Below are 17,920 nucleotides of genomic sequence, written 5' to 3' on the forward strand. Positions count from 1 at the left end.
TCCGATTACCGAAACGGGTGGCGGGCCGGTGCGGTAGGGCTTAGCTTCGATGTGTGGAAGTAGGGCAGGGACTGCTCCTGGCGCTGGCGATCTTCACCGTCTGCTGCCTGCCCGCCCTGCTCGCGCTGCTGTTCTGCGCCGACGAGATCATCGACCGGGTCGCCTGCGGGTGGGCCGAGTGGCGGGAGCAGCGCCGGGAACGCCGCACCATCGCCCGGCTCGACCGGGCCATCGAGGCCGAGGCGCTGACCCGCGACATCGACCTCACCGAGTTCGACAAGGGCGGTCGCCGTCCGCTGGAACAACTCGCCACCGACCTGCGCCGACTCGGCGGCCACCGGCTCGCCGCGGTTGACCGCAGCGTGGTGTGGCACGGCGCGGTCATTGAGGCGTACGACGAACGGCTGCGCGCCGCCTGCCACGCGCTCGGCATCGCCGAGCATCTCGCTGAGCTGAACGGCGTCGACCGGGAGATCGAGCGGGTACGCGTCGAAGGGCTGCTGCACGCCGCCGGGCTGACCCTGCCGGCCGCCCGCGCCGCGCACCACCAGCGGCACCGCTGACCGGGTGCGTCTCTTCGCGGCGGTCTACCCGCCTGCCGTGGCGGTCGCGGACCTGACCGCCCGGATCGCGGGCCTGCGGGTCGCGGCCGCCCGCCACTCCCGCCTCGCCGACCCGGCCGGCCTGCACCTCACGCTCGCCTTCCTCGGCGAGGTGCCGGACGACCGGCTGGCCGACGTGGAGCGCGCGCTCGCCTCGACCGCGCGGACGGCTCGTGCGCCTCGGCTACGCCTCGCCGGTGGCGGCAGCTTCGGTCAGGGCCAGTCCACAGTGCTCTGGGCCGACGTGCGCGGCGAGGTCGGGGCACTCGACGCGCTCGCCCGGTCGATCCGCGGCAGGTTGCGCGAGGCCGGGCTGCCCTGTGACGACAAGCCGTTCCGGGCGCACCTGACCATCGCACGTCCCGGCGACAAGGTGCCCGAGGCCGACCTCCGCGCCGACCTGCAGACCCTGGACGGCTACACCGGCCCGGAGTGGCCCGCCGACCGCCTCGCCCTGGTCCACAGCCACCCCGGCCCACCCACCCGCCACACCCGGGTAACCACCTGGCCCCTGTAGCACCCCGCCCTGTCCGCCCGCACCCCTTCCCGCGATCTTGCAGTTTGTGCCCCGCGCGAGGGCGGTTCGGGCGTTTTGCCGGGGCACAAACTGCAAGATCGGCGGGGTCGAGGGTGAGGGGGTTACCAGGCCCAGGCCTCGGGGCCCGGGCCTCCGTTGCCCAGGGGCGGGAACAACTCGTCGAGACGAGTGAGGGTGGGCTCGTCCAGGTGGACGTCGAGTGCGCCCAGGTTGCGGTCGAGCTGGTCCAGGGTGCGCGGACCGACGATCGGGGCGGTCACGCCCGGCCGGGAGAGCAGCCAGGCCAGCGCCACGTCGGCCGGGTCGTGGCCGAGGTCGGCACAGAGCTTCTCGTACGCCTCGATGGTGTTGCGGTGCTCGGCCAGCGCGTCGGCCGAGCGGCCGGTGGTGCCGCGCGCCGCGCTGCCCTCGGCAATCTTGCGGATGATGCCGGAGAGCAGCCCGCCGTGCAGCGGCGACCAGGGGATGATGCCCAGGCCGTAGTGCTGCGCGGCCGGTACCACCTCCAGTTCGACGTGGCGGGTCAGCAGGTTGTAGATCGACTGCTCGGAGACCAGGCCGAGGAAGTTGCGCTGTCTGGCCGCGGCCTGCGCCTGCGCGATGTGCCAGCCGGCGAAGTTGGACGACCCGACGTAGATGACCTTGCCCTGGGCGACGAGCGTCTCCATCGCCTGCCAGATCTCCTCCCACGGCGTGGTCCGGGAGATGTGGTGCATCTGGTAGAGGTCGATGGTGTCGGTCTGGAGCCGGCGCAACGAGTCCTCGCAGGCCCGGATGATGTGCCGGGCGCTCAGGCCCTGCTCGTTGGGCCACTCGCCCATCTTGCCGTACACCTTGGTGGCGAGGACGACCTTGTCGCGGCGTCCGCCGCCCTGCGCGAACCAGCGGCCCACGATCTGCTCGGTGACGCCCTCACCGAGCTTCCAGCCGTAGACGTTCGCGGTGTCGAAGAAGTTGATCCCGTGTTCGAGCGCCCGGTCCATGATGGCGAAACTGTCCGGCTCGTCGGTCTGCGGACCGAAGTTCATCGTGCCGAGGCAGAGTCGGCTCACGGACAGACCGGTGCGTCCCAGGTTCGTGTACTCCATGACTCCACCCTGGCACGCCGGCACTTAGAGTGCCCTCTCAACGGGCCAGGGTGGAGCCGAGGATCAGGACGATTCGCGGGCCGCCGGGCCGGTGCCGAACAGCACGTCGTCCCAGCTCGGCAGCCGCTTGCGCGGCTTGCCGCCGGCCTCGGTGGACTCGGCGGCCGTGCCGCCGGCCGCCGCGGGGCCGGTGCGCCGAGGACGCAGCACGGCAAGCGAGGGTACGGCCGGGATCTCCTTCGGCGCGTCCGAGTCGTCGTCGAAGGCCGAACCCTGCCCGCCACCGAGCAGCGCGGCGGCACCACCGGCGACGGCCCGCTGACGGGGGGCCTCCGAGCCGGCCAGCGCGGCCGGGGACCGGGTGTCGAGACCACGCCCGGACGTGCCGCCGAGCGGCCGGTCCAGCGAGGCGAGCAGCGCGTCCCGGCCGGCACGGATCGGGTCACGCCCCGGACGGGCGTGCTCGGCTCCGGCCGGCAGGCCGTGCCCACCCCGGCTCGGCTCACCGCGCGACGGGCCGGGCAGCGCGTGACCGCCCCGCTCCCGCTCCGGCGCCGGCTCCTGGCCGAGGATCGGCGTGGGCCGCTCGGCGCAGAGGTATTGCGCCATGTCGTCGTGCGGGGCGACGTTCTGCCGGGTCTTGTCCAGATCCCACACCGCCTGCGCGGTGGCCTTGCCGGACGGCCAGGTCGCGATGATCCGCCAGGTGCCGTCGTCACGGCGGTAGGCGTCCCACGAGATCTTCTCGGTGTCGATGCCGTGCTGGGCCAGCCGGCCGTTGACGACCTCGGCCAGCGGGGTCGGCTTCTCGGCGCCCTTGAGCCGGGTGCGCCGGGCGTGCTGGGCGAGCATGGCCCGCTCCTGGAGCACCGGGCCGGCGTAACGCAGGACCCGGTCGACGGGCACGCCGGCGATGCGGGCGACGTCCTCCGCGGACTCGCCGGAACGGATCCGGGCCTGGATGTCCCGTGGGGACAGTGACGGTGTCAGGTCGGTGGCGCTCGGCACCACCACGAGCGGCGCGGCGCCCGGCTCGGCGTGCAGCGCCGACGCGATCCGCTCGTCGATGGGCAGCGCCAGGAGGCGCCCCACCTCGTCGGCGAGCACCAGGGCCTGGCCGTCCTCGGAGAGGGCGACGAAGCGTACTGGGCGCATCGGCTTGCCTCCGTCCCGCTTCGCTGGCCGTCACGCCACGGGAGCCGGCCACCCGGGCGTCTCGCACCACCGTACGCTCATCTACCCGCCGATGGGGATTGCGACACCCCGGCATGTCATGACTGAGCTGCGGTAACGATCACGGTGGGTGGCCGCCGGAGCCCCGACGGCCACGCACCGTGACGACGTGATCAGAGTCGCTCGACCACGTAGTCGATGGACGCGGTGAGCGCCTCGACGTCGGCCGGCTCGACGGCCGGGAACAGCGCCACCCGCAACTGGTTGCGGCCGAGCTTGCGGTACGGCTCGGTGTCGACGATGCCGTTCGCCCGCAGCACCTTGGCGATCGCCGTCGCGTCCACCCCGTCGGCGAAGTCGACGGTGGCGACCACGTTGGACCGCAGCGCCGGGTCCGACACGAACGGCGTGGCGAACGACGAGCGCTCGGCCCAGCCGTACACGATGCCGGCGCTCTCGGCGGTCCGCTTGGCCGCCCAGGCCAGCCCGCCCTGGGAGTTCATCCAGTCGGTCTGCTCCGCGGCCAGGAAGATGGTCGCCAGCGCCGGGGTGTTGTACGTCTGCTCCAGCCGCGAGTTGTCGATCGCGGTGACCAGGTCGAGGAAGGCCGGGATGTAGCGGCCGGACTCCTTGACCTCGGTGGCCCGGGCCAGCGCGGCCGGCGACATCAGGGCCAGCCAGAGCCCGCCGTCGGAGCCGAAGCACTTCTGCGGGGCGAAGTAGTAGACGTCGGTCTGGGCGACGTCCACGTCCAGCCCGCCCGCGCCCGAGGTGGCGTCGACCAGCAGCAGCGAGCCCTCGTCGGCGCCCGCCACCCGGCTGATCGGCACCGCGACGCCGGTGGAGGTCTCGTTGTGCGGGGTGGCGTAGACGTCCACGCCGGCCTCGGCCACCAGCGTCGGGGCGCTGCCCGCGTCGGACTTGCGGACGGTCGGCTCACCGAGGAACGGCGCGTCCTTGACGGACTTGGCGAACTTGGCGCCGAACTCGCCGAAGCTGGCGAACTGGGCCCGGTCACGGATCAGGCCGAACGTGGCGACCTCCCAGAACGCGGTGGTGCCGCCGTTGCCGAGCACCACCTCGTACCCCTCGGGCAGGGAGAAGAACTCGGCCAGGCCGCGGCGCAGCCGGGCCACCTCGTCGCGGACCGTCTTCTGCCGGTGCGACGTGCCCAGGTAGCTGGTGGCGACGTCGGCCAGGGCGGAGACCGCGGCCGGGCGAACCTTGGACGGGCCGCAGCCGAAACGTCCGTCGGCGGGCTTGAGGTCGTCGGGAATCCGGATGGTCGGTACGTCAGCCACGGTCTTCAAGATCCTTCCGCATGGGCGAGGACAGGCCCTTCGTGCGGGCTCGGACCGGTGGCCGGGTGTGCGCCGGGCGCACGAGGCGGCCGGGGTCCGAACCCGGCCGGCAGCGCTGCCGGCCTTCATCCTCCCACCCGGGCGGCCCGGACCGGCGGCTGGTCCCACGCCCGACGCTGAGTCGTGCGCCACAGCGGCGCGGCGCCACCCCGGCCGGCAGGCGGGCAGCGGGCAGGCGGGCGTCAAGAGGGGCCCCGCCTCTACCGGAGGCGTTGAGCGGGGCCCCTTCCTTACACCTCAGACGCCGTGCGGGATGGCGTCCCAGCCCTCGACCTGCTGCGGCTTGCGCGGGACGTGGCCGACGTAGGTGGCCGACGGCCGGACCAGCCGCTGGAGCTTCTTCTGCTCCAGGATGTGCGCCGACCAGCCGCCCATCCGGGCGCAGGTGAACATCGAGGTGAACATGTGCGCCGGCACCTCGGCGAAGTCCAGCACCACGGCCGACCAGAACTCGACGTTGGTGGCGAGGACGCGGTCCGGGCGGCGGGCCTGCAGCTCGGCGAGCGCGGCCTTCTCCAGCGCCTCGGCGACCTCGAAGCGGGGCGCGCCCAGCTCCTTGGCGGTACGCCGCAGCACGCGGGCGCGCGGGTCCTCGGCCCGGTAGACCCGATGGCCGAAGCCCATCAGCCGCTCGCCCCGGTCCAGGACGCCCTTGACGTACCCGTCGGCGTCGCCGCTGCGCTCGACCGCCTCCAGCATGCTGAGCACCCGGGACGGGGCGCCGCCGTGCAGCGGCCCGGAGAGCGCGCCGATGCCGGAGGAGATGCAGGCCGCGGCGTCCGCGCCGGTGGAGGCGACGATCCGGGCGGTGAAGGTGGAGGCGTTCAGGCCGTGCTCGGCGGCCGAGATGAAGTACGCGTCGACGGCCTTGACGTGCCGCGGGTCGGGCTCGCCGCGCCAGCGCTTCATGAACCGCTCGACGATGGTCTCCGCCTTGTCGATCTCCTTCTGCGGCACGGCCGGCAGGCCCAGGCCGCGCGCCGACTGGGCGACGAAGGACAGCGCGGTGACCGACACCCGGGCCAGGTCCTCGCGGACCTGCTCGTCGGAGATGTCGAGAAGCTGGCTCAGACCCCAGTAGGGGGCCAGCATGGCGACTGCGGACTGCACGTCGACGCGGATGTCACCGGAGTGCACCGGCACCGGGAACGGCTCGGCCGGCGGCAGACCCGGGCCGAACCGGCCGTCCACCAGCAGCGCCCAGACGTTGCCGAAGGAGACCTGGCCGATCAGATCCTCGATGTCCACGCCCCGGTAGCGCAGTGATCCCCCCGCGCGGTCGGGTTCGGCGATCTCGGTCTCGAAGGCTACGACGCCCTCCAGGCCCGGTTTGAAATCGGACATGTCGTCTCCTGGCTTCGGCTCGGTGCGCCCGGGCGGACTGATCGAGCCCCGCAGCTCAGGCGACCCTCAGGGTTGTGGTTCGTGACATCTTGCCCGGTGGGTAACAAGCTGCGCGACCCACAGCCACTGTGCGCCACGCGACATCCCCGCCGCTGGAAGTCGGTGCGAGAAGGAGAAGACTGGGTACCGGGGCCTGGCCAGCGTCGGGGGACGCCGGTGCGCCCGGGAGAGGGACAACCACAGTGACAGGCGACACACCCGCCCCGGCCGGCATGCGTAACGAGTACGCCGCCGACCTGGGCCTGACCGAGACGGACCTGGCACCGGACTGGCACATCCAGTTCGCCCGCTGGTTCGCCGACGCGGTGGCCCATCCGCTGCCCGAGCCGAACGCGATGGTGCTCGGCACGGCCGACGCCCAGGGGCGGCCCAGCGGCCGCACCGTGCTGCTCAAGGGGTACGACCCGGAGGGCTTCGTCTTCTACACCAACCACGGCTCGCGCAAGGGCGCCGAGGTGACCGCGAATCCGTGGGCCAGCCTGGTGTTTCCCTGGTTCCCGATGCAGCGGCAGGTGACGGTGACCGGCCGGGTCGAGCAGGTGGACCGCGCCGAGACGCAGGCGTACTTCGCCAGCCGGCCGCGCGGATCGCAGCTCGGGGCCTGGGCCAGCACCCAGTCGACTGTGGTGCCGGACCGGGCGGCGCTGGACTCGGCGTACCGGGCGGCGGCCGAGCGGTTCGCCGACGCGGATCCGATTCCCGCGCCGCCGTACTGGGGCGGGTTCCGGGTGCGTCCGGAGACTCTCGAGTTCTGGCAGGGCCGGGCCAGCCGGCTGCACGACCGGCTGCGCTTCCGGCGTACCGGGGACGGGGTCTTCGTCGTCGAGCGGCTGGCACCGTGACCGACGTCACAGAGTCCCGGCGGCGGGAACCGCGCCGCTGGGCGATCGACCTGCGCCCGCTGCGCGTGCCCGCGTACCGGCGGGTGTGGACCGGCAACGCGGTGGCGATGTTCGGCTTCCAGTTCACCGCGGTGGCGGTGCCGGTGGAGATGTTCGACCTGACCGGCGGCTCGCTCTGGGTCGGCCTGCTGGGCCTCGCCGGGTTCGTGCCGCTGCTGGTGTTCGGGCTGTGGGGCGGTGCGATCGCCGACGCCCGGGACCGCCGCCGGGTGCTGCTCGTCGGTGGCTGCGTGCTCTGGGCCTCGACGTTGGGGCTGCTGCTCCAGTCGCTGGCCGGGGTGCGCAGCCCGCTGCTGCTCCTGCTGCTGGTGGGCCTTCAGTCGACCGCCTTCGCGATCACCTCGCCGGCCCGCAGCGCGATCCTGCCCCGGCTGGTGCCCGCCGAGCTGGTCCCGGCGGCCACCACGCTGAACTTCACCACGTTCACCGCCGCCGCCGTCTTCGGCCCGCTCGCGGCGGGCCTGATCTTCGCCGGGTGGCAGGTCGAGACGGCCCTGCCCATCGCGTACGGGGCGGACGCGCTGCTGTACACCGCGGCGCTCTGGGCCACGCTGCGGCTGCCGGCGATGCCGCCCGCGCCGGACCCGGACGGCGGCGTCCGCAGGGCCGGATTCGCCAGCATCGTCGACGGCATCCGCTATCTGGCCACCACGCGGGTGCTGCTGCTCTCCTTCGCCATCGACCTGATCGCGATGATCCTGGCCATGCCGCGAGCGCTCTTTCCGGAGCTGGCGCAGGAACGCTTCGGCGGCGCCTCGGCGGTGGGCTGGCTCTACAGCTCCATCGCCATCGGCGCGATGCTCGGCGGTCTGACCTCGGGGTGGATCGGCCGGGTGCGCCGGCAGGGGCTGGCGCTCACCGTGGCGGTGGTCGGCTGGGGCGTGGCGATCGCACTCGCCGGCCTGGCCGGGCACCTGTGGCTCGCGGTGGTGCTGCTCGGCGTCGCCGGCGCCGCCGACCTGGTCAGCGCCACGCTGCGCCAGTCGATGCTGCTGGTCTACGCGCCGGACCGGATGCGGGGCCGCCTTCAGGGCGTGAACACGGTGGTGGTGGCCGGTGGCCCGCGCCTGGGCGACCTGCGCGCCGGTGCGACGGCTGCCGCTTTCGGCACCGGTTTCGCCATGGTCGGCGGCGGTATCGCCGCCGCCGTACTGGCGGTGTTGCTGGTGGCGGCGTTCCCGGCGTTGCTGCGCTATCGCTCGGTCACCCCCGCCGAGGACCGGCGCTGACGGTAGGGTCGCCGGCATGGGGATCGACGTGCAGCCACCGTCCGGTACACAGTGGACCATCGCCGCCGACGGCCACGAGGCCGTCGTGGTCGAGGTGGGCGGCGGGCTGCGGGCCTACCGCTACGACGGCGTGGACCACCTCGACGGGTACGCCGAGGACGAGGTCTGCCCCGGCTCGGCCGGACAGGTGCTGGCGCCGTGGCCGAACCGCATCCGCGACGGCGCCTACACGGTCGGCGAGCGGTCCTTGCAGCTCGACCTCACCGAGCCGGAGCGGCACAACGCCCTGCACGGCCTGGTCAACTGGGCGCGGTGGCAGCCGATCGAGCAGTCGGCGGACAGCGTCACCATCGGCTACGACCTGCCGGCCAGCCCTGGCTACCCGTGGACGCTGCGGCTGCGGACCCGGTGGAGCGCCGGCCCGGACGGCCTGCGGGCCGAGCACGAGGCGACGAACCTCTCCGGTGAGCCGGCGCCGTTCGGCTTCTCCGTGCACCCCTACCTGCAACTGCCCAAGGTCGGCGTGAACGAGATGCGGCTGCGCGTGCCGGCCCGGCGGCGGGTGCTGGTGGACAGCCGCCTGCTGCCGGTCGCCGCCGCCGAGGTGGCCGGCTCCGAGTTCGACTTCACCAGCCCGCGCCCGATCGGCGACCTGGTGCTGGACACCGCGTTCGGTGACGTCGAGCGCGAGGCCGACGGCGGCTCGGCGGTGGTGCTGAGCGCGCCGGACGGCTCGTCCGGGCTGCGGATCTGGGCGGACCGCGAGTTCGGCTGGTGGCAGGTGTTCACCGGCGACACGCTCGGCGGGGAACGGCACCGCCGGTCGGTGGCGGTGGAGCCGATGACCTGCCCGCCCGACGCGTTCCGCTCCGGCAGGGACCTGATCATGCTGGCGCCGGGGCAGACCTGGCGGGGCGCCTGGGGCGTCCGCCCGGAGGTCTGAGCGTGGAGTTCGCCGAGGTCGTCCGGCGCCGCCGGATGGTGCGTAACTACGACCCCGACCGGCCGGTGCCGCCGGAGGCGGTGGACCGGCTGCTGGACCACGCCGTCCGGGCCCCGTCGGCCGGGTTCTCGCAGGGCTGGGGCTTCCTGGTGCTGGAGGAACCGGCGGACCGGGAACGGTTCTGGGCCGCCACCACGCCGGGTGGCGGCGGCCGGGAACGCTGGCTGGCCGGGATGCGCCGGGCACCGCTGATCGTGGTGCCGCACGCCAACCGCGACGCCTACCTGGACCGCTACGCCGAGCCGGACAAGGGCTGGGCGGACCGCGACGAGGACCGCTGGCCGGTGCCCTACTGGTACGTGGACACCGGTTTCGCGGCGCTGCTGATGCTGCTCACGGCCGTGGACGAAGGGCTGGGCGCCTGCTTCTTCGGCATCCCGCCGCAGCGGATCGGGGCGTATCGGGAGGCGTTCGGGGTACCGCCGGAACTGCACCCGATCGGCGCCATCACTGTCGGTTACCGAGTCGTCGACCACCGGTCACCGTCGCTGCGCCGAGGGCGTCGTCCGGTGCAGGATGTGGTGCGGCGGGGACGGTGGACCTGAGCGGTTAGGCTGACATCCACATTGTCAGCCTGGCCTGGGGAGGAGAGCACGGCGTGATCTTCAGGGCAGTCCGGGACGGGCGTCCCTACCCGGAGCACAACCTCACGCTGAAGCAGTGGGCCGAGATTCCGCCGCGCCCGCTGCGGCTTGACCAGCTCATCACCACCAAGCGCGAACTCGCGCTGGACAAGCTGCTCGCGGAGGACTCCACCTTCTACGGCGATCTCTTCCCGCACGTGGTCCAGTGGCACGGCGGCCTCTACCTGGAGGACGGTCTGCACCGCGCGCTGCGCGCGGCGCTCCAGCAGCGCAACCAGATCCACGCGCGCGTGCTCGTGCTCGGTGGCCAGGGCGAGTGACGCCTCCCTGAGGGTTGGTTAAGGTGACGCCATGACTCCTCTCGACCTGCTCGACATCGACGCGTCGCTCAGCGAGGAGGAGCGGCAGATCCGTACCGTCGTGCGTCGGCTCGTGGCCGACCGGGTACGCCCGCACGTCGCCGGCTGGTACGAGGACGGCCAGGTGCCGGCCCGCGAACTGGCCCGCGAGTTCGGCAAGCTCGGCCTGCTCGGCATGCACCTGACCGGGTACGGCTGCGCCGGCGCCTCGGCCGTCGCGTACGGGCTGGCGTGCCTGGAACTGGAGGCCGGCGACTCCGGCGTCCGCTCGCTCGTCTCGGTGCAGGGCTCGCTGGCCATGTACGCCATCTGGCGCTACGGCAGCGAGGAGCAGAAGCAGCGCTGGCTGCCCGCCATGGCGGCCGGGGAGGCGATCGGCTGTTTCGGGCTCACCGAACCCGACCACGGCTCCGACCCCGGATCGATGGCCACCCGCGCCCGCCGCGACGGCGACGACTGGATCCTCAACGGCAGCAAACTGTGGATCACCAACGCGCCGATCGCTGACGTGGGCGTGATCTGGGCGCGTACCGACGAAGGGGTGCGCGGCTTCGCCGTACCCATGGACACGCCCGGGGTGACGGCGCGCGAGATCCGGCACAAGATGTCGCTGCGCGCGTCCCTGACCGGCGAGATCGCGCTCGACGACGTCCGGCTGCCGGCGGACGCGCGACTGCCCGAGGCGATCGGGCTCAAGGCGCCGCTCGGGTGCCTGACCGAGGCCCGGCACGGCATCGTCTGGGGCGCGCTCGGCGCGGCCCGCGACTGCCTGGAGACGGCCCTGGAGTACGCGACCACGCGCACCCAGTTCGGCCGCCCGCTCGCCGGTTTCCAGCTCACCCAGGCCAAGCTCGCCGACATGGCGGTGGAGTGGAACAAGGGGATGCTGCTCGCGCTGCACCTGGGCCGCCTCGCCGACGCGGGCACGCTGCGGCCCCACCAGGTGAGCGTGGGCAAGCTGAACAACGTGCGCGAGGCGCTGGCCATCGCCCGGCAGTGCCGCACGATCCTCGGCGCGAACGGCGTCTCCGGCGAGTACCCGGTGATGCGGCACGCCAACAACCTGGAGAGCGTGCTCACCTACGAGGGCACCTCGGAGATCCACCAGCTCGTCATCGGCCAGCGGCTGACCGGCCTTTCCGCGTTCGCCTGACCTGCGGTTTCACCCGATCGGCGCGCTCGGCGCGCGCCTGTCGCACGGTGGCCGTACCGTCATTGGCAGTCGATTTGTCGGCTGAGGACTCTGTCGGACGAGGACGGTGAGGGCGATGGCCCGCGACGGTGACATCAACGAGCCCACCCGGGAGTTCCCGGACTACCCCACCAGCGAGTCCCTCCGCGACCGGGCGGACGGCTCGCCCGACCCGGACCGCGATCCCGACCCGGACCGCGATCCCGGCCCGGGCACCCCGTCCACCGGGGGTGCGGCGCGCGGCCTGCTCTGGGTGCTCGGCGCCGCCGCGCTGGCGGTGGTGGTGCTGCTCGGCGTGCAGGCCACCGGCCTGCTGCCCGACTTCCGTAACCCGTTCGCCAAGGAGCAGGCCGACCGCAGCCAGCCGCCGCTGCTCAAGTCGATCCGTGACCTGAGCCGCTACGTCGCCGCCGAGGGCAACTTCCAGGTGGTGGTGGACGTGCAGAACGACCGGCGCAACGTGCCGGACTTCCTGCTCAACGAGCGCACGCTGTTCGTCGGGGCGGGCCGGGTCGAGGCGTACGTCGACTTCGCGAAGATCGCCGACGGTGCCGTTGTCGTCTCCGAGGACGGCAAGTCCGCCGAGATCAAGCTGCCCGCGCCACAGCTCGGCGAGACCGACCTGGACATGGACAAGAGCTACGTCTTCGCCGAGCAGCGCGGTCTGATCAACCGGCTCAACGACCTGGTGGCCGGCGACCCCAACCGGCAGCAGCAGGTCTACAAGCTCGCCGAGGACCGGATCACCGCGGCGGCCCGGGACAGCGGGCTCGCCGCCCGGGCCCAGGAGAACACCCGCAAGATGCTCGAAGGGCTGCTGCGCTCCCTCGGCTACGAGAAGGTGACGGTCACCTACGCGGCGCCCTGACCTTCCTGCCCCGATCTTCGTGCTCTGACGCCGCGCGCCCGCCCCGATGGTCCGGGGCGGGCGCGTTCGCGTGCCGGTGTCTCGGCTCGTCTCGCGTCAGCGGGTGGCGAGGTAGCGGTCCTCGTTCGGCATCAGGATCCACAGGACCAGGTAGACGATGACCTGCGTGCCGGGCAGCAGCAGCGACAGCAGGAACAGCAGCCGGACCATTCCGGCGGACATGCCGAACCGCTGCCCCAGACCGGCGCAGACACCGGCGATCATGCGCCCCTCGCGGGGCCGGACCAGTTTGCGACTCATTGTCGTCTCCCACTTCTGCGGCGATCCGCCGCGCTGATTTCACGGTAGAGGGGGGTACGCGCCGCGCCCTCGGCCCCGAGGAGGATCGGCGACCCGGGCACCCGTAGGTGCTTACCCCGTCCGGCCCTCACCGACGCCCCGTCCCGCCCGCGTGATCATGAAGTGGCGGCGCTCGCCTCTCGCGGGCGGGCGTGTGTCGGGGAACGGGCGGGTAGTGAACAGGCGAGGTAGGCTGGCCGGTCGGGCGCCCACACCCCGGGCACCGGCCGTCCACCCGCTCGACGGGCGCGGCACCCACGCACCGCTCGGATCCGCACAACGGGGACGACGGCGAGGAAAGCAGCAAAATGATCAGTGTCTTCGACCTCTTCAGCGTCGGTATCGGGCCGTCCAGCTCGCACACCGTCGGGCCGATGCGGGCCGCCCGTACGTTCGTGGCGGGCCTGAAGGCAGACGGGCAGCTCGCCGACGTGGCGCGGGTGCGGGCCGAGCTGTTCGGCTCGCTCGGCGCGACCGGGCACGGGCACGGCAGTGACCGGGCGGTGCTGCTGGGGCTGGAGGGGGAGGTCCCGGAGACCGTCGACACCGACTCGGTCGGGCCGCGTGTGGAGCGGATCCGCACGCAGCGGCGGCTCGACCTGTTCGGCAGCCAGGAGATCGACTTCGACCCGGACGCCGATCTGGTGCTGCATCGCCGGCGCTCGCTGCCGTACCACCCGAACGGGATGACGTTCGCGGCGTACGACGCGGCCGGGAACGAGGTGCGGGCGCGCACGTATTACTCCGTCGGCGGCGGGTTCGTGGTGGACGAGGCGGCCGCCGGGGCGGACCGGATCAAGGCGGACACCACCCGCGTACGGCACCCGTTCCTGACCGGCGCGGAGCTGCTGACCGTCACCTCCGAGACCGGCCTGTCGATCAGCGAGGTGATGCTCGCCAACGAGCTGTCCTGGCGCAGCGAGGCGGACGTACGCGCCGGGCTGCTGGAGATCTGGCGGGTGATGCGCGAGTGCGTGGAGAGCGGCTGCACCCGTGACGGCGTACTCCCGGGCGGGTTGAAGGTCCGGCGGCGCGCGGCCGAGCTGCGGCGCGGTCTGGAGGCGGAGACCGGCAGCCAGGATCCGCTGCGCGCGATGGACTGGGTGACGTTGTTCGCGCTCGCGGTCAACGAGGAGAACGCGGCCGGCGGCCGGGTGGTCACCGCGCCGACGAACGGCGCCGCCGGGATCATCCCGGCCGTGCTGCACTACTACACCCGGTTCGTGCCGGGCGCCTCCGAGGAGGGGGTGGTCCGGTTCCTGCTGGCAGCGGGCGCGATCGGCGTGCTGTTCAAGGAGAACGCGTCGATCTCCGGGGCCGAGGTGGGCTGCCAGGGCGAGGTGGGTTCGGCGTGCTCGATGGCGGCGGCGGGGCTGGCCGAGGCGCTCGGCGGCACGCCGGAGCAGGTGGAGAACGCCGCCGAGATCGGCATGGAGCACAACCTGGGGCTGACCTGCGACCCGGTGGGCGGCCTGGTGCAGATCCCGTGCATCGAGCGCAACGCGGTGGCGAGCATCAAGGCGATCACCGCCGCCCGGCTGGCGTTGCGCGGGGACGGGGTGCACCACGTGTCGCTCGACAAGGTCATCAAGACCATGCGGGAGACCGGCGCGGACATGAAGGTCAAGTACAAGGAGACCGCGCGCGGCGGGCTCGCCGTCAACGTGATCGAGTGTTGACCCCGTTGGGGTGACCCGGCGCTGACGGCCGTCGTGCCGGCAGTCGAGGGCGCGACCATGGCGCTGTGACGTCAGGCGTCGCGGCGCTCTGGTCCGCCCGCACCTCGCTGCGCATCCTGGTCCGGCGGGATCTCGCGGTGAAGTACCAGCAGTCGGTGCTGGGCTACTTCTGGTCGCTGATCGAGCCGCTCGGCATGGGCCTGATCTACTGGTTCGTCTTCGGCGTGCTCTATTCCGGCGCGACCCGGCGGCACCTGGGTGAGGCGGCCGGGTCGTACCCGCTGTTCCTGATCACCGGGATCTTCGCCTGGATGTGGGCGAGTTCGGCGCTGACCGAGGCGGCGAACGCGCTCACCGGACAGTCCCGGCTGATCACCACGATGAACCTGCCCCGGCCGATCTTCCCGATCGGGCGGGTCACCGGGCGGTTCGCCGAGTACCTGGCCGGGCTGCCGATCCTGGTCGCCGTCGCGGCGCTCTACGCGAGCCAGGGGAAGATCCGCCCTGGCTGGAGCCTGCTCGCCCTGCCGCTCGCGGTGGCGGTGCAGTTCGTGCTGCTGGTGGGCCTGGCGCTGCTGTTGTCGGCGGGCAACGTGCTGATGCGCGACATCGAGCGCACGATGCGGCTGGTCATCCGGCTGCTGTTCTACGCGACCCCGATCATCTATCCGTTCGACCTGGTGCGGCAGTCCGGCATGCCGGGTTGGGTCAAGCTCGGGTACGAGCTGAACCCGCTGGTCGGGATCTTCCAGCTGCACCACGCGGTCTGGTATCCCGACGAGTTCCCTGATGCCCGGCTGCTCACGATCACGGTGTCCGGCAGCGTGCTGGTGCTGGCGCTCGGCTGGTGGGCGTTCCACCGCCTCGAACCGGCAGTGCTGAAGGAACTCTGAATGGCCCCGATCATCGAGGCGGACGGGCTCGGCATCCGGTTCGTCCGCAACCGGCGCCGCCAGTTGCGGCTGCGGGAGCTGATCGTGCACCGGGGCGCCCGAGATCCCGACGCGGGCCGGTTCTGGCCGTTGCGCGACCTGTCGTTCCGGATCGAGCCGGGCGAGACAGTGGGCGTGGTGGGCCGCAACGGCACCGGCAAGAGCACGCTGCTGCGGCTGATCGCCGGTGTCCTCATCCCGGACGAGGGGTCGATCCGGGTGCACGGCCGGGTGGCGCCGCTGCTCGAACTCTCCGCCGGTTTCTCCGGAGACCTGACCGGCCGGGAGAACCTGTACCTGGTGGGCGGGCTGCACGGGCTGTCGTCGGCGTACCTGCGGGAACACTTCGACGAGATCGTCTCGTTCGCCGGTGAGCAGGTGGAACGCGCCATCGACACGTCGGTGCGGCACTACTCGTCGGGGATGAAGGTGCGGCTGGGCTTCGCGGTGATCGCGCACCTGCCGCATCCGGTGCTGCTGGTGGACGAGGTGACAGCGGTCGGGGACGCGGAGTTCCGCGCGAAGTGCTATGCGACCATCGAGCGACTTCTCGCGGAAGGGCGCACGCTGGTGCTGGTGTCACACAACGACAAGGACCTCACCCGGTTCTGCAGTCGGGGGCTCTACCTCGACGCCGGACGGCTGATCGTCGACGGGACGATCGACGAGGCGCTGGCCGCCTACGCCGACGCGGCGAAGCGGTGACGCTCGCGATCGTGCTCGCCGCCGAACCGGCGGCGGGCCGCTCCACCGAACCCCCGGGCCGCCCGCCCGAGCCGGCGGCGGGCCGACCGGGGGAACCGCTCGCCGAGCGGCTGGCCGCGCAGTGGCGCCGGGCCGGGGCGGACGACGTGCGCATCGCCGCCGACCTGACCGAGCTGGCCGACCTGGTGGTCGCCGCGACCGGCCCGGTGCTGGTCAGCGGCGCGGACCTGGTGGCGCACACGGCCGTACTCAAGCATCTCGCGACCAGCCCGGTGGGGCCGACGGTGGCGCTGGTGCTCACCGACCCGCCCGCTCCCGGGCAGGCCACGGTGCGCGAGGAGCGCGGCCAGGTGGTCGAGGTCGGCGCCGCCGACGCGAGTGGCGTGTTCGGGGGCGCGCTGCGGGTGGGCGCGGCCGACCTGCCGGCGCTCGCCGACGCCGCCCGCCGCGCCGCAGGTGGCGGGCCGCTGGACGCGGTGGACCGGCTCGTGGCCGACCTCGCCGCCGGGGGCACGCTGATCTTCGCCCATCGGGTACGTCTGCTCGTGGCACATCGGGTCGGCGACGAGGCACAGCGGGTGGCGGCCGAGGCGGCGGTGGCTGCCGTCGACGAGGACCGGGCCGAGTTGAAGCTGTCGGTGAAGGAGCGCGACGACTTCTTCACCACGTTCTTCGTCAGCACCTGGTCCCCGTACGTGACGAAGGCCGCCGCCCGCATCGGGATCGGCCCGACCGGCGTCACCATGGTCTCGGTGGCGTTCGCGGTGGCCGCGGCGGTGCTGTTCGGCGCCGGTGGGCGGCCCGCGCTGGTGTCCGGCGCGGTCCTGCTCTACCTGGGTTTCGTGCTCGACTGCGTGGACGGGCAGCTCGCCCGCTACACCCGGCACTTCAGCGCCTGGGGCGGCTGGCTGGACACGATGGCCGACCGGTTCAAGGAGTACGTGGTCTACGCCGGTCTGGGCTACGGCGCCACGCACGCCGGGTTCCGGTACGGCTGGGCGCTGGCGCTGGCAGCGATGACGTTGCAGACCGTGCGGCACATGACCGACACCTGGTACGGCGCGCTGCACGACGAGGCGGCCCGGCGGCCGAAGGTGGTGAGCGCCGACGCGGGCGGCATCGGCGGGAAGCTGAACGCCGCGTCGACCCGGGTGCAGGCGGACACCGGCTCGGTGTCGTACTGGCTGAAGCGCACGGTGGTGTTCCCGATCGGGGAGCGGTGGGCGCTGATCGCGATCGCCGCCGCGCTGTTCGGGCCGCTGGTGGCGCTCTGCGCGGTGCTGGTCTGGGGCACGCTGGCGTTCGCGTACACCGGGGGATTGCGGACCCTGCGGGCGCGGTGGATGCGCGTGCCGGTGCTGACCACGGTGGACGCGGGTCTGCACCGCGACGACGGCCTGCTGGTGCGGACGCTGCCGACCGCGCGGCGGCCGCTGCTGCTGGCGGTGCTGGGCGCGCTCGGCGCGGCGGGGACGCTGGTGTGGGCGCTGCTCGCGGTGCACGGAGGTGGGGACCTGCCGGTCTTCGTGCCGGTGCTCGCGCTGGTGCTGCTGCTCGGCGCGGCGCAGGGCTCGCGGGCCCCGCACGACGGGCCGCTGGACTGGCTGGTGCCGGCCGCGTTGCGGGCCGCCGAGTATCTGTTCGCCATCGCGGTCGGGGTGGCGGGCCGCGCGCCGGCCTGGCTGATCTTCGGGTACGTCCTGGTGCTCACGCTGCTGCACTACGACCTGACCGCCCGGCTGGAGAAGCGGCAGGCGGCGCCGCCGCTGCACGCGGCCACGCTGGGCTGGCTCGGACGCTCGGTGTTGCTGGCGGCCGCGTCAACCGCCGGAACTGTAAGCTTCGCGCTGGCTACAATGAGTGTGTACCTTTTCGTGGTTTTCGTCGCGAGCGTGGTCCTCGCCTGGGTGGTCCTGCCGGCTCGCGCCCGTGGGGGTGTGCACTCGCCGGGGTGACGAAGGG

18 protein-coding genes are annotated in these 17,920 nt (G+C 72.8%); 13 read left to right on the forward strand and 5 right to left on the reverse strand.

All coding sequences use genetic code 11. The features are described from left to right. Nucleotides 1–53: 53 nt before the first annotated feature. The gene (locus ACFYON_RS05155; RefSeq protein WP_354868089.1) at nucleotides 54–563 is read left to right on the forward strand and encodes a hypothetical protein; all 510 of its coding nucleotides are present in this window, start codon (nucleotides 54–56) and stop codon (nucleotides 561–563) included. 4 nt (nucleotides 564–567) lie between these two features. Next, a complete protein-coding gene (gene thpR / locus ACFYON_RS05160) occupies nucleotides 568–1,119 on the forward strand; it encodes an RNA 2',3'-cyclic phosphodiesterase (protein WP_354868091.1) in 552 nt (183 codons plus the stop codon). A gap of 122 nt (nucleotides 1,120–1,241) precedes the next feature. On the opposite strand, the gene ACFYON_RS05165 is transcribed toward thpR, so the two are convergent. The 4 genes from ACFYON_RS05165 to ACFYON_RS05180 form a co-directional block, all read right to left on the reverse strand. Then, a complete protein-coding gene (locus ACFYON_RS05165) occupies nucleotides 1,242–2,228 on the reverse strand; it encodes an aldo/keto reductase (RefSeq protein ID WP_354868094.1) in 987 nt (328 codons plus the stop codon). Nucleotides 2,229–2,291: 63 nt separating this feature from the next. Further along, the gene (gene sepH / locus ACFYON_RS05170) at nucleotides 2,292–3,383 is read right to left on the reverse strand and encodes a septation protein SepH (protein ID WP_354868096.1); all 1,092 of its coding nucleotides are present in this window, start codon (nucleotides 3,381–3,383) and stop codon (nucleotides 2,292–2,294) included. A 191-nt stretch (nucleotides 3,384–3,574) separates the two neighbouring features. Next, nucleotides 3,575–4,702 (reverse strand): phosphoserine transaminase, encoded by a 1,128-nt coding sequence (serC, locus tag ACFYON_RS05175; protein WP_354868098.1) that lies wholly within the window; start codon nucleotides 4,700–4,702, stop codon nucleotides 3,575–3,577. A 297-nt stretch (nucleotides 4,703–4,999) separates the two neighbouring features. Next, entirely contained in the window at nucleotides 5,000–6,106 is a 1,107-nt protein-coding gene (locus ACFYON_RS05180; RefSeq protein ID WP_354868100.1) for a citrate synthase 2, read from the reverse strand. Between the two features lie 272 nt (nucleotides 6,107–6,378). Between ACFYON_RS05180 and pdxH the strand changes: the two genes are divergently transcribed. The 7 genes from pdxH to ACFYON_RS05215 all read left to right on the forward strand — a co-directional run bounded on the left by pdxH (nucleotide 6,379) and on the right by ACFYON_RS05215 (nucleotide 12,303). Beyond that, nucleotides 6,379–7,008: a pyridoxamine 5'-phosphate oxidase gene (pdxH, locus tag ACFYON_RS05185; protein ID WP_354868440.1), complete on the forward strand. Its 630-nt coding sequence runs from the start codon at nucleotides 6,379–6,381 to the stop codon at nucleotides 7,006–7,008. Then, nucleotides 7,005–8,297: an MFS transporter gene (locus ACFYON_RS05190; protein ID WP_354868103.1), complete on the forward strand. Its 1,293-nt coding sequence runs from the start codon at nucleotides 7,005–7,007 to the stop codon at nucleotides 8,295–8,297. Before pdxH ends, ACFYON_RS05190 begins: the two co-directional genes overlap by 4 nt. A 16-nt stretch (nucleotides 8,298–8,313) precedes the next feature. Next, a complete protein-coding gene (locus ACFYON_RS05195) occupies nucleotides 8,314–9,240 on the forward strand; it encodes an aldose 1-epimerase family protein (RefSeq protein ID WP_354868106.1) in 927 nt (308 codons plus the stop codon). A 2-nt stretch (nucleotides 9,241–9,242) separates the two neighbouring features. Next, on the forward strand, nucleotides 9,243–9,845 hold the full coding sequence (locus ACFYON_RS05200) for a nitroreductase family protein (RefSeq protein WP_354868109.1): 603 nt from the start codon (nucleotides 9,243–9,245) through the stop codon (nucleotides 9,843–9,845). A 53-nt stretch (nucleotides 9,846–9,898) separates the two neighbouring features. Further along, the gene (locus ACFYON_RS05205; protein ID WP_354868111.1) at nucleotides 9,899–10,204 is read left to right on the forward strand and encodes a type II toxin-antitoxin system VapB family antitoxin; all 306 of its coding nucleotides are present in this window, start codon (nucleotides 9,899–9,901) and stop codon (nucleotides 10,202–10,204) included. 31 nt (nucleotides 10,205–10,235) lie between these two features. Beyond that, complete coding sequence (locus tag ACFYON_RS05210) at nucleotides 10,236–11,396, forward strand: acyl-CoA dehydrogenase family protein (protein ID WP_354868114.1); 1,161 nt, start codon at nucleotides 10,236–10,238, stop codon at nucleotides 11,394–11,396. Nucleotides 11,397–11,511: 115 nt separating this feature from the next. Continuing rightward, nucleotides 11,512–12,303, forward strand: coding sequence for a DUF4230 domain-containing protein (locus tag ACFYON_RS05215; protein WP_354868116.1), 792 nt, complete (start codon nucleotides 11,512–11,514; stop codon nucleotides 12,301–12,303). Nucleotides 12,304–12,399: 96 nt separating this feature from the next. Here the strand turns inward: ACFYON_RS05215 and ACFYON_RS05220 are convergent, their stop codons facing one another. Beyond that, nucleotides 12,400–12,603: a PspC domain-containing protein gene (locus ACFYON_RS05220; RefSeq protein ID WP_281589962.1), complete on the reverse strand. Its 204-nt coding sequence runs from the start codon at nucleotides 12,601–12,603 to the stop codon at nucleotides 12,400–12,402. Between the two features lie 347 nt (nucleotides 12,604–12,950). On the opposite strand from ACFYON_RS05220, the gene ACFYON_RS05225 reads away from it, so the two are divergent. The 4 genes from ACFYON_RS05225 to ACFYON_RS05240 all read left to right on the forward strand — a co-directional run bounded on the left by ACFYON_RS05225 (nucleotide 12,951) and on the right by ACFYON_RS05240 (nucleotide 17,913). Continuing rightward, entirely contained in the window at nucleotides 12,951–14,321 is a 1,371-nt protein-coding gene (locus ACFYON_RS05225) for an L-serine ammonia-lyase (RefSeq protein WP_354868119.1), read from the forward strand. A 65-nt stretch (nucleotides 14,322–14,386) separates the two neighbouring features. Continuing rightward, the gene (locus ACFYON_RS05230) at nucleotides 14,387–15,214 is read left to right on the forward strand and encodes an ABC transporter permease (protein ID WP_354868122.1); all 828 of its coding nucleotides are present in this window, start codon (nucleotides 14,387–14,389) and stop codon (nucleotides 15,212–15,214) included. Further along, entirely contained in the window at nucleotides 15,215–15,958 is a 744-nt protein-coding gene (locus ACFYON_RS05235) for an ABC transporter ATP-binding protein (protein ID WP_354868125.1), read from the forward strand. It abuts the gene before it with no gap. Continuing rightward, nucleotides 15,955–17,913, forward strand: coding sequence for a DUF5941 domain-containing protein (locus tag ACFYON_RS05240; RefSeq protein WP_387320604.1), 1,959 nt, complete (start codon nucleotides 15,955–15,957; stop codon nucleotides 17,911–17,913). Before ACFYON_RS05235 ends, ACFYON_RS05240 begins: the two co-directional genes overlap by 4 nt. Nucleotides 17,914–17,920: the final 7 nt, after the last annotated feature.

Origin of the sequence: Micromonospora sp. NPDC005686 (assembly GCF_042871665.1) — a bacterium.
Lineage (GTDB): Bacteria > Actinomycetota > Actinomycetes > Mycobacteriales > Micromonosporaceae > Micromonospora.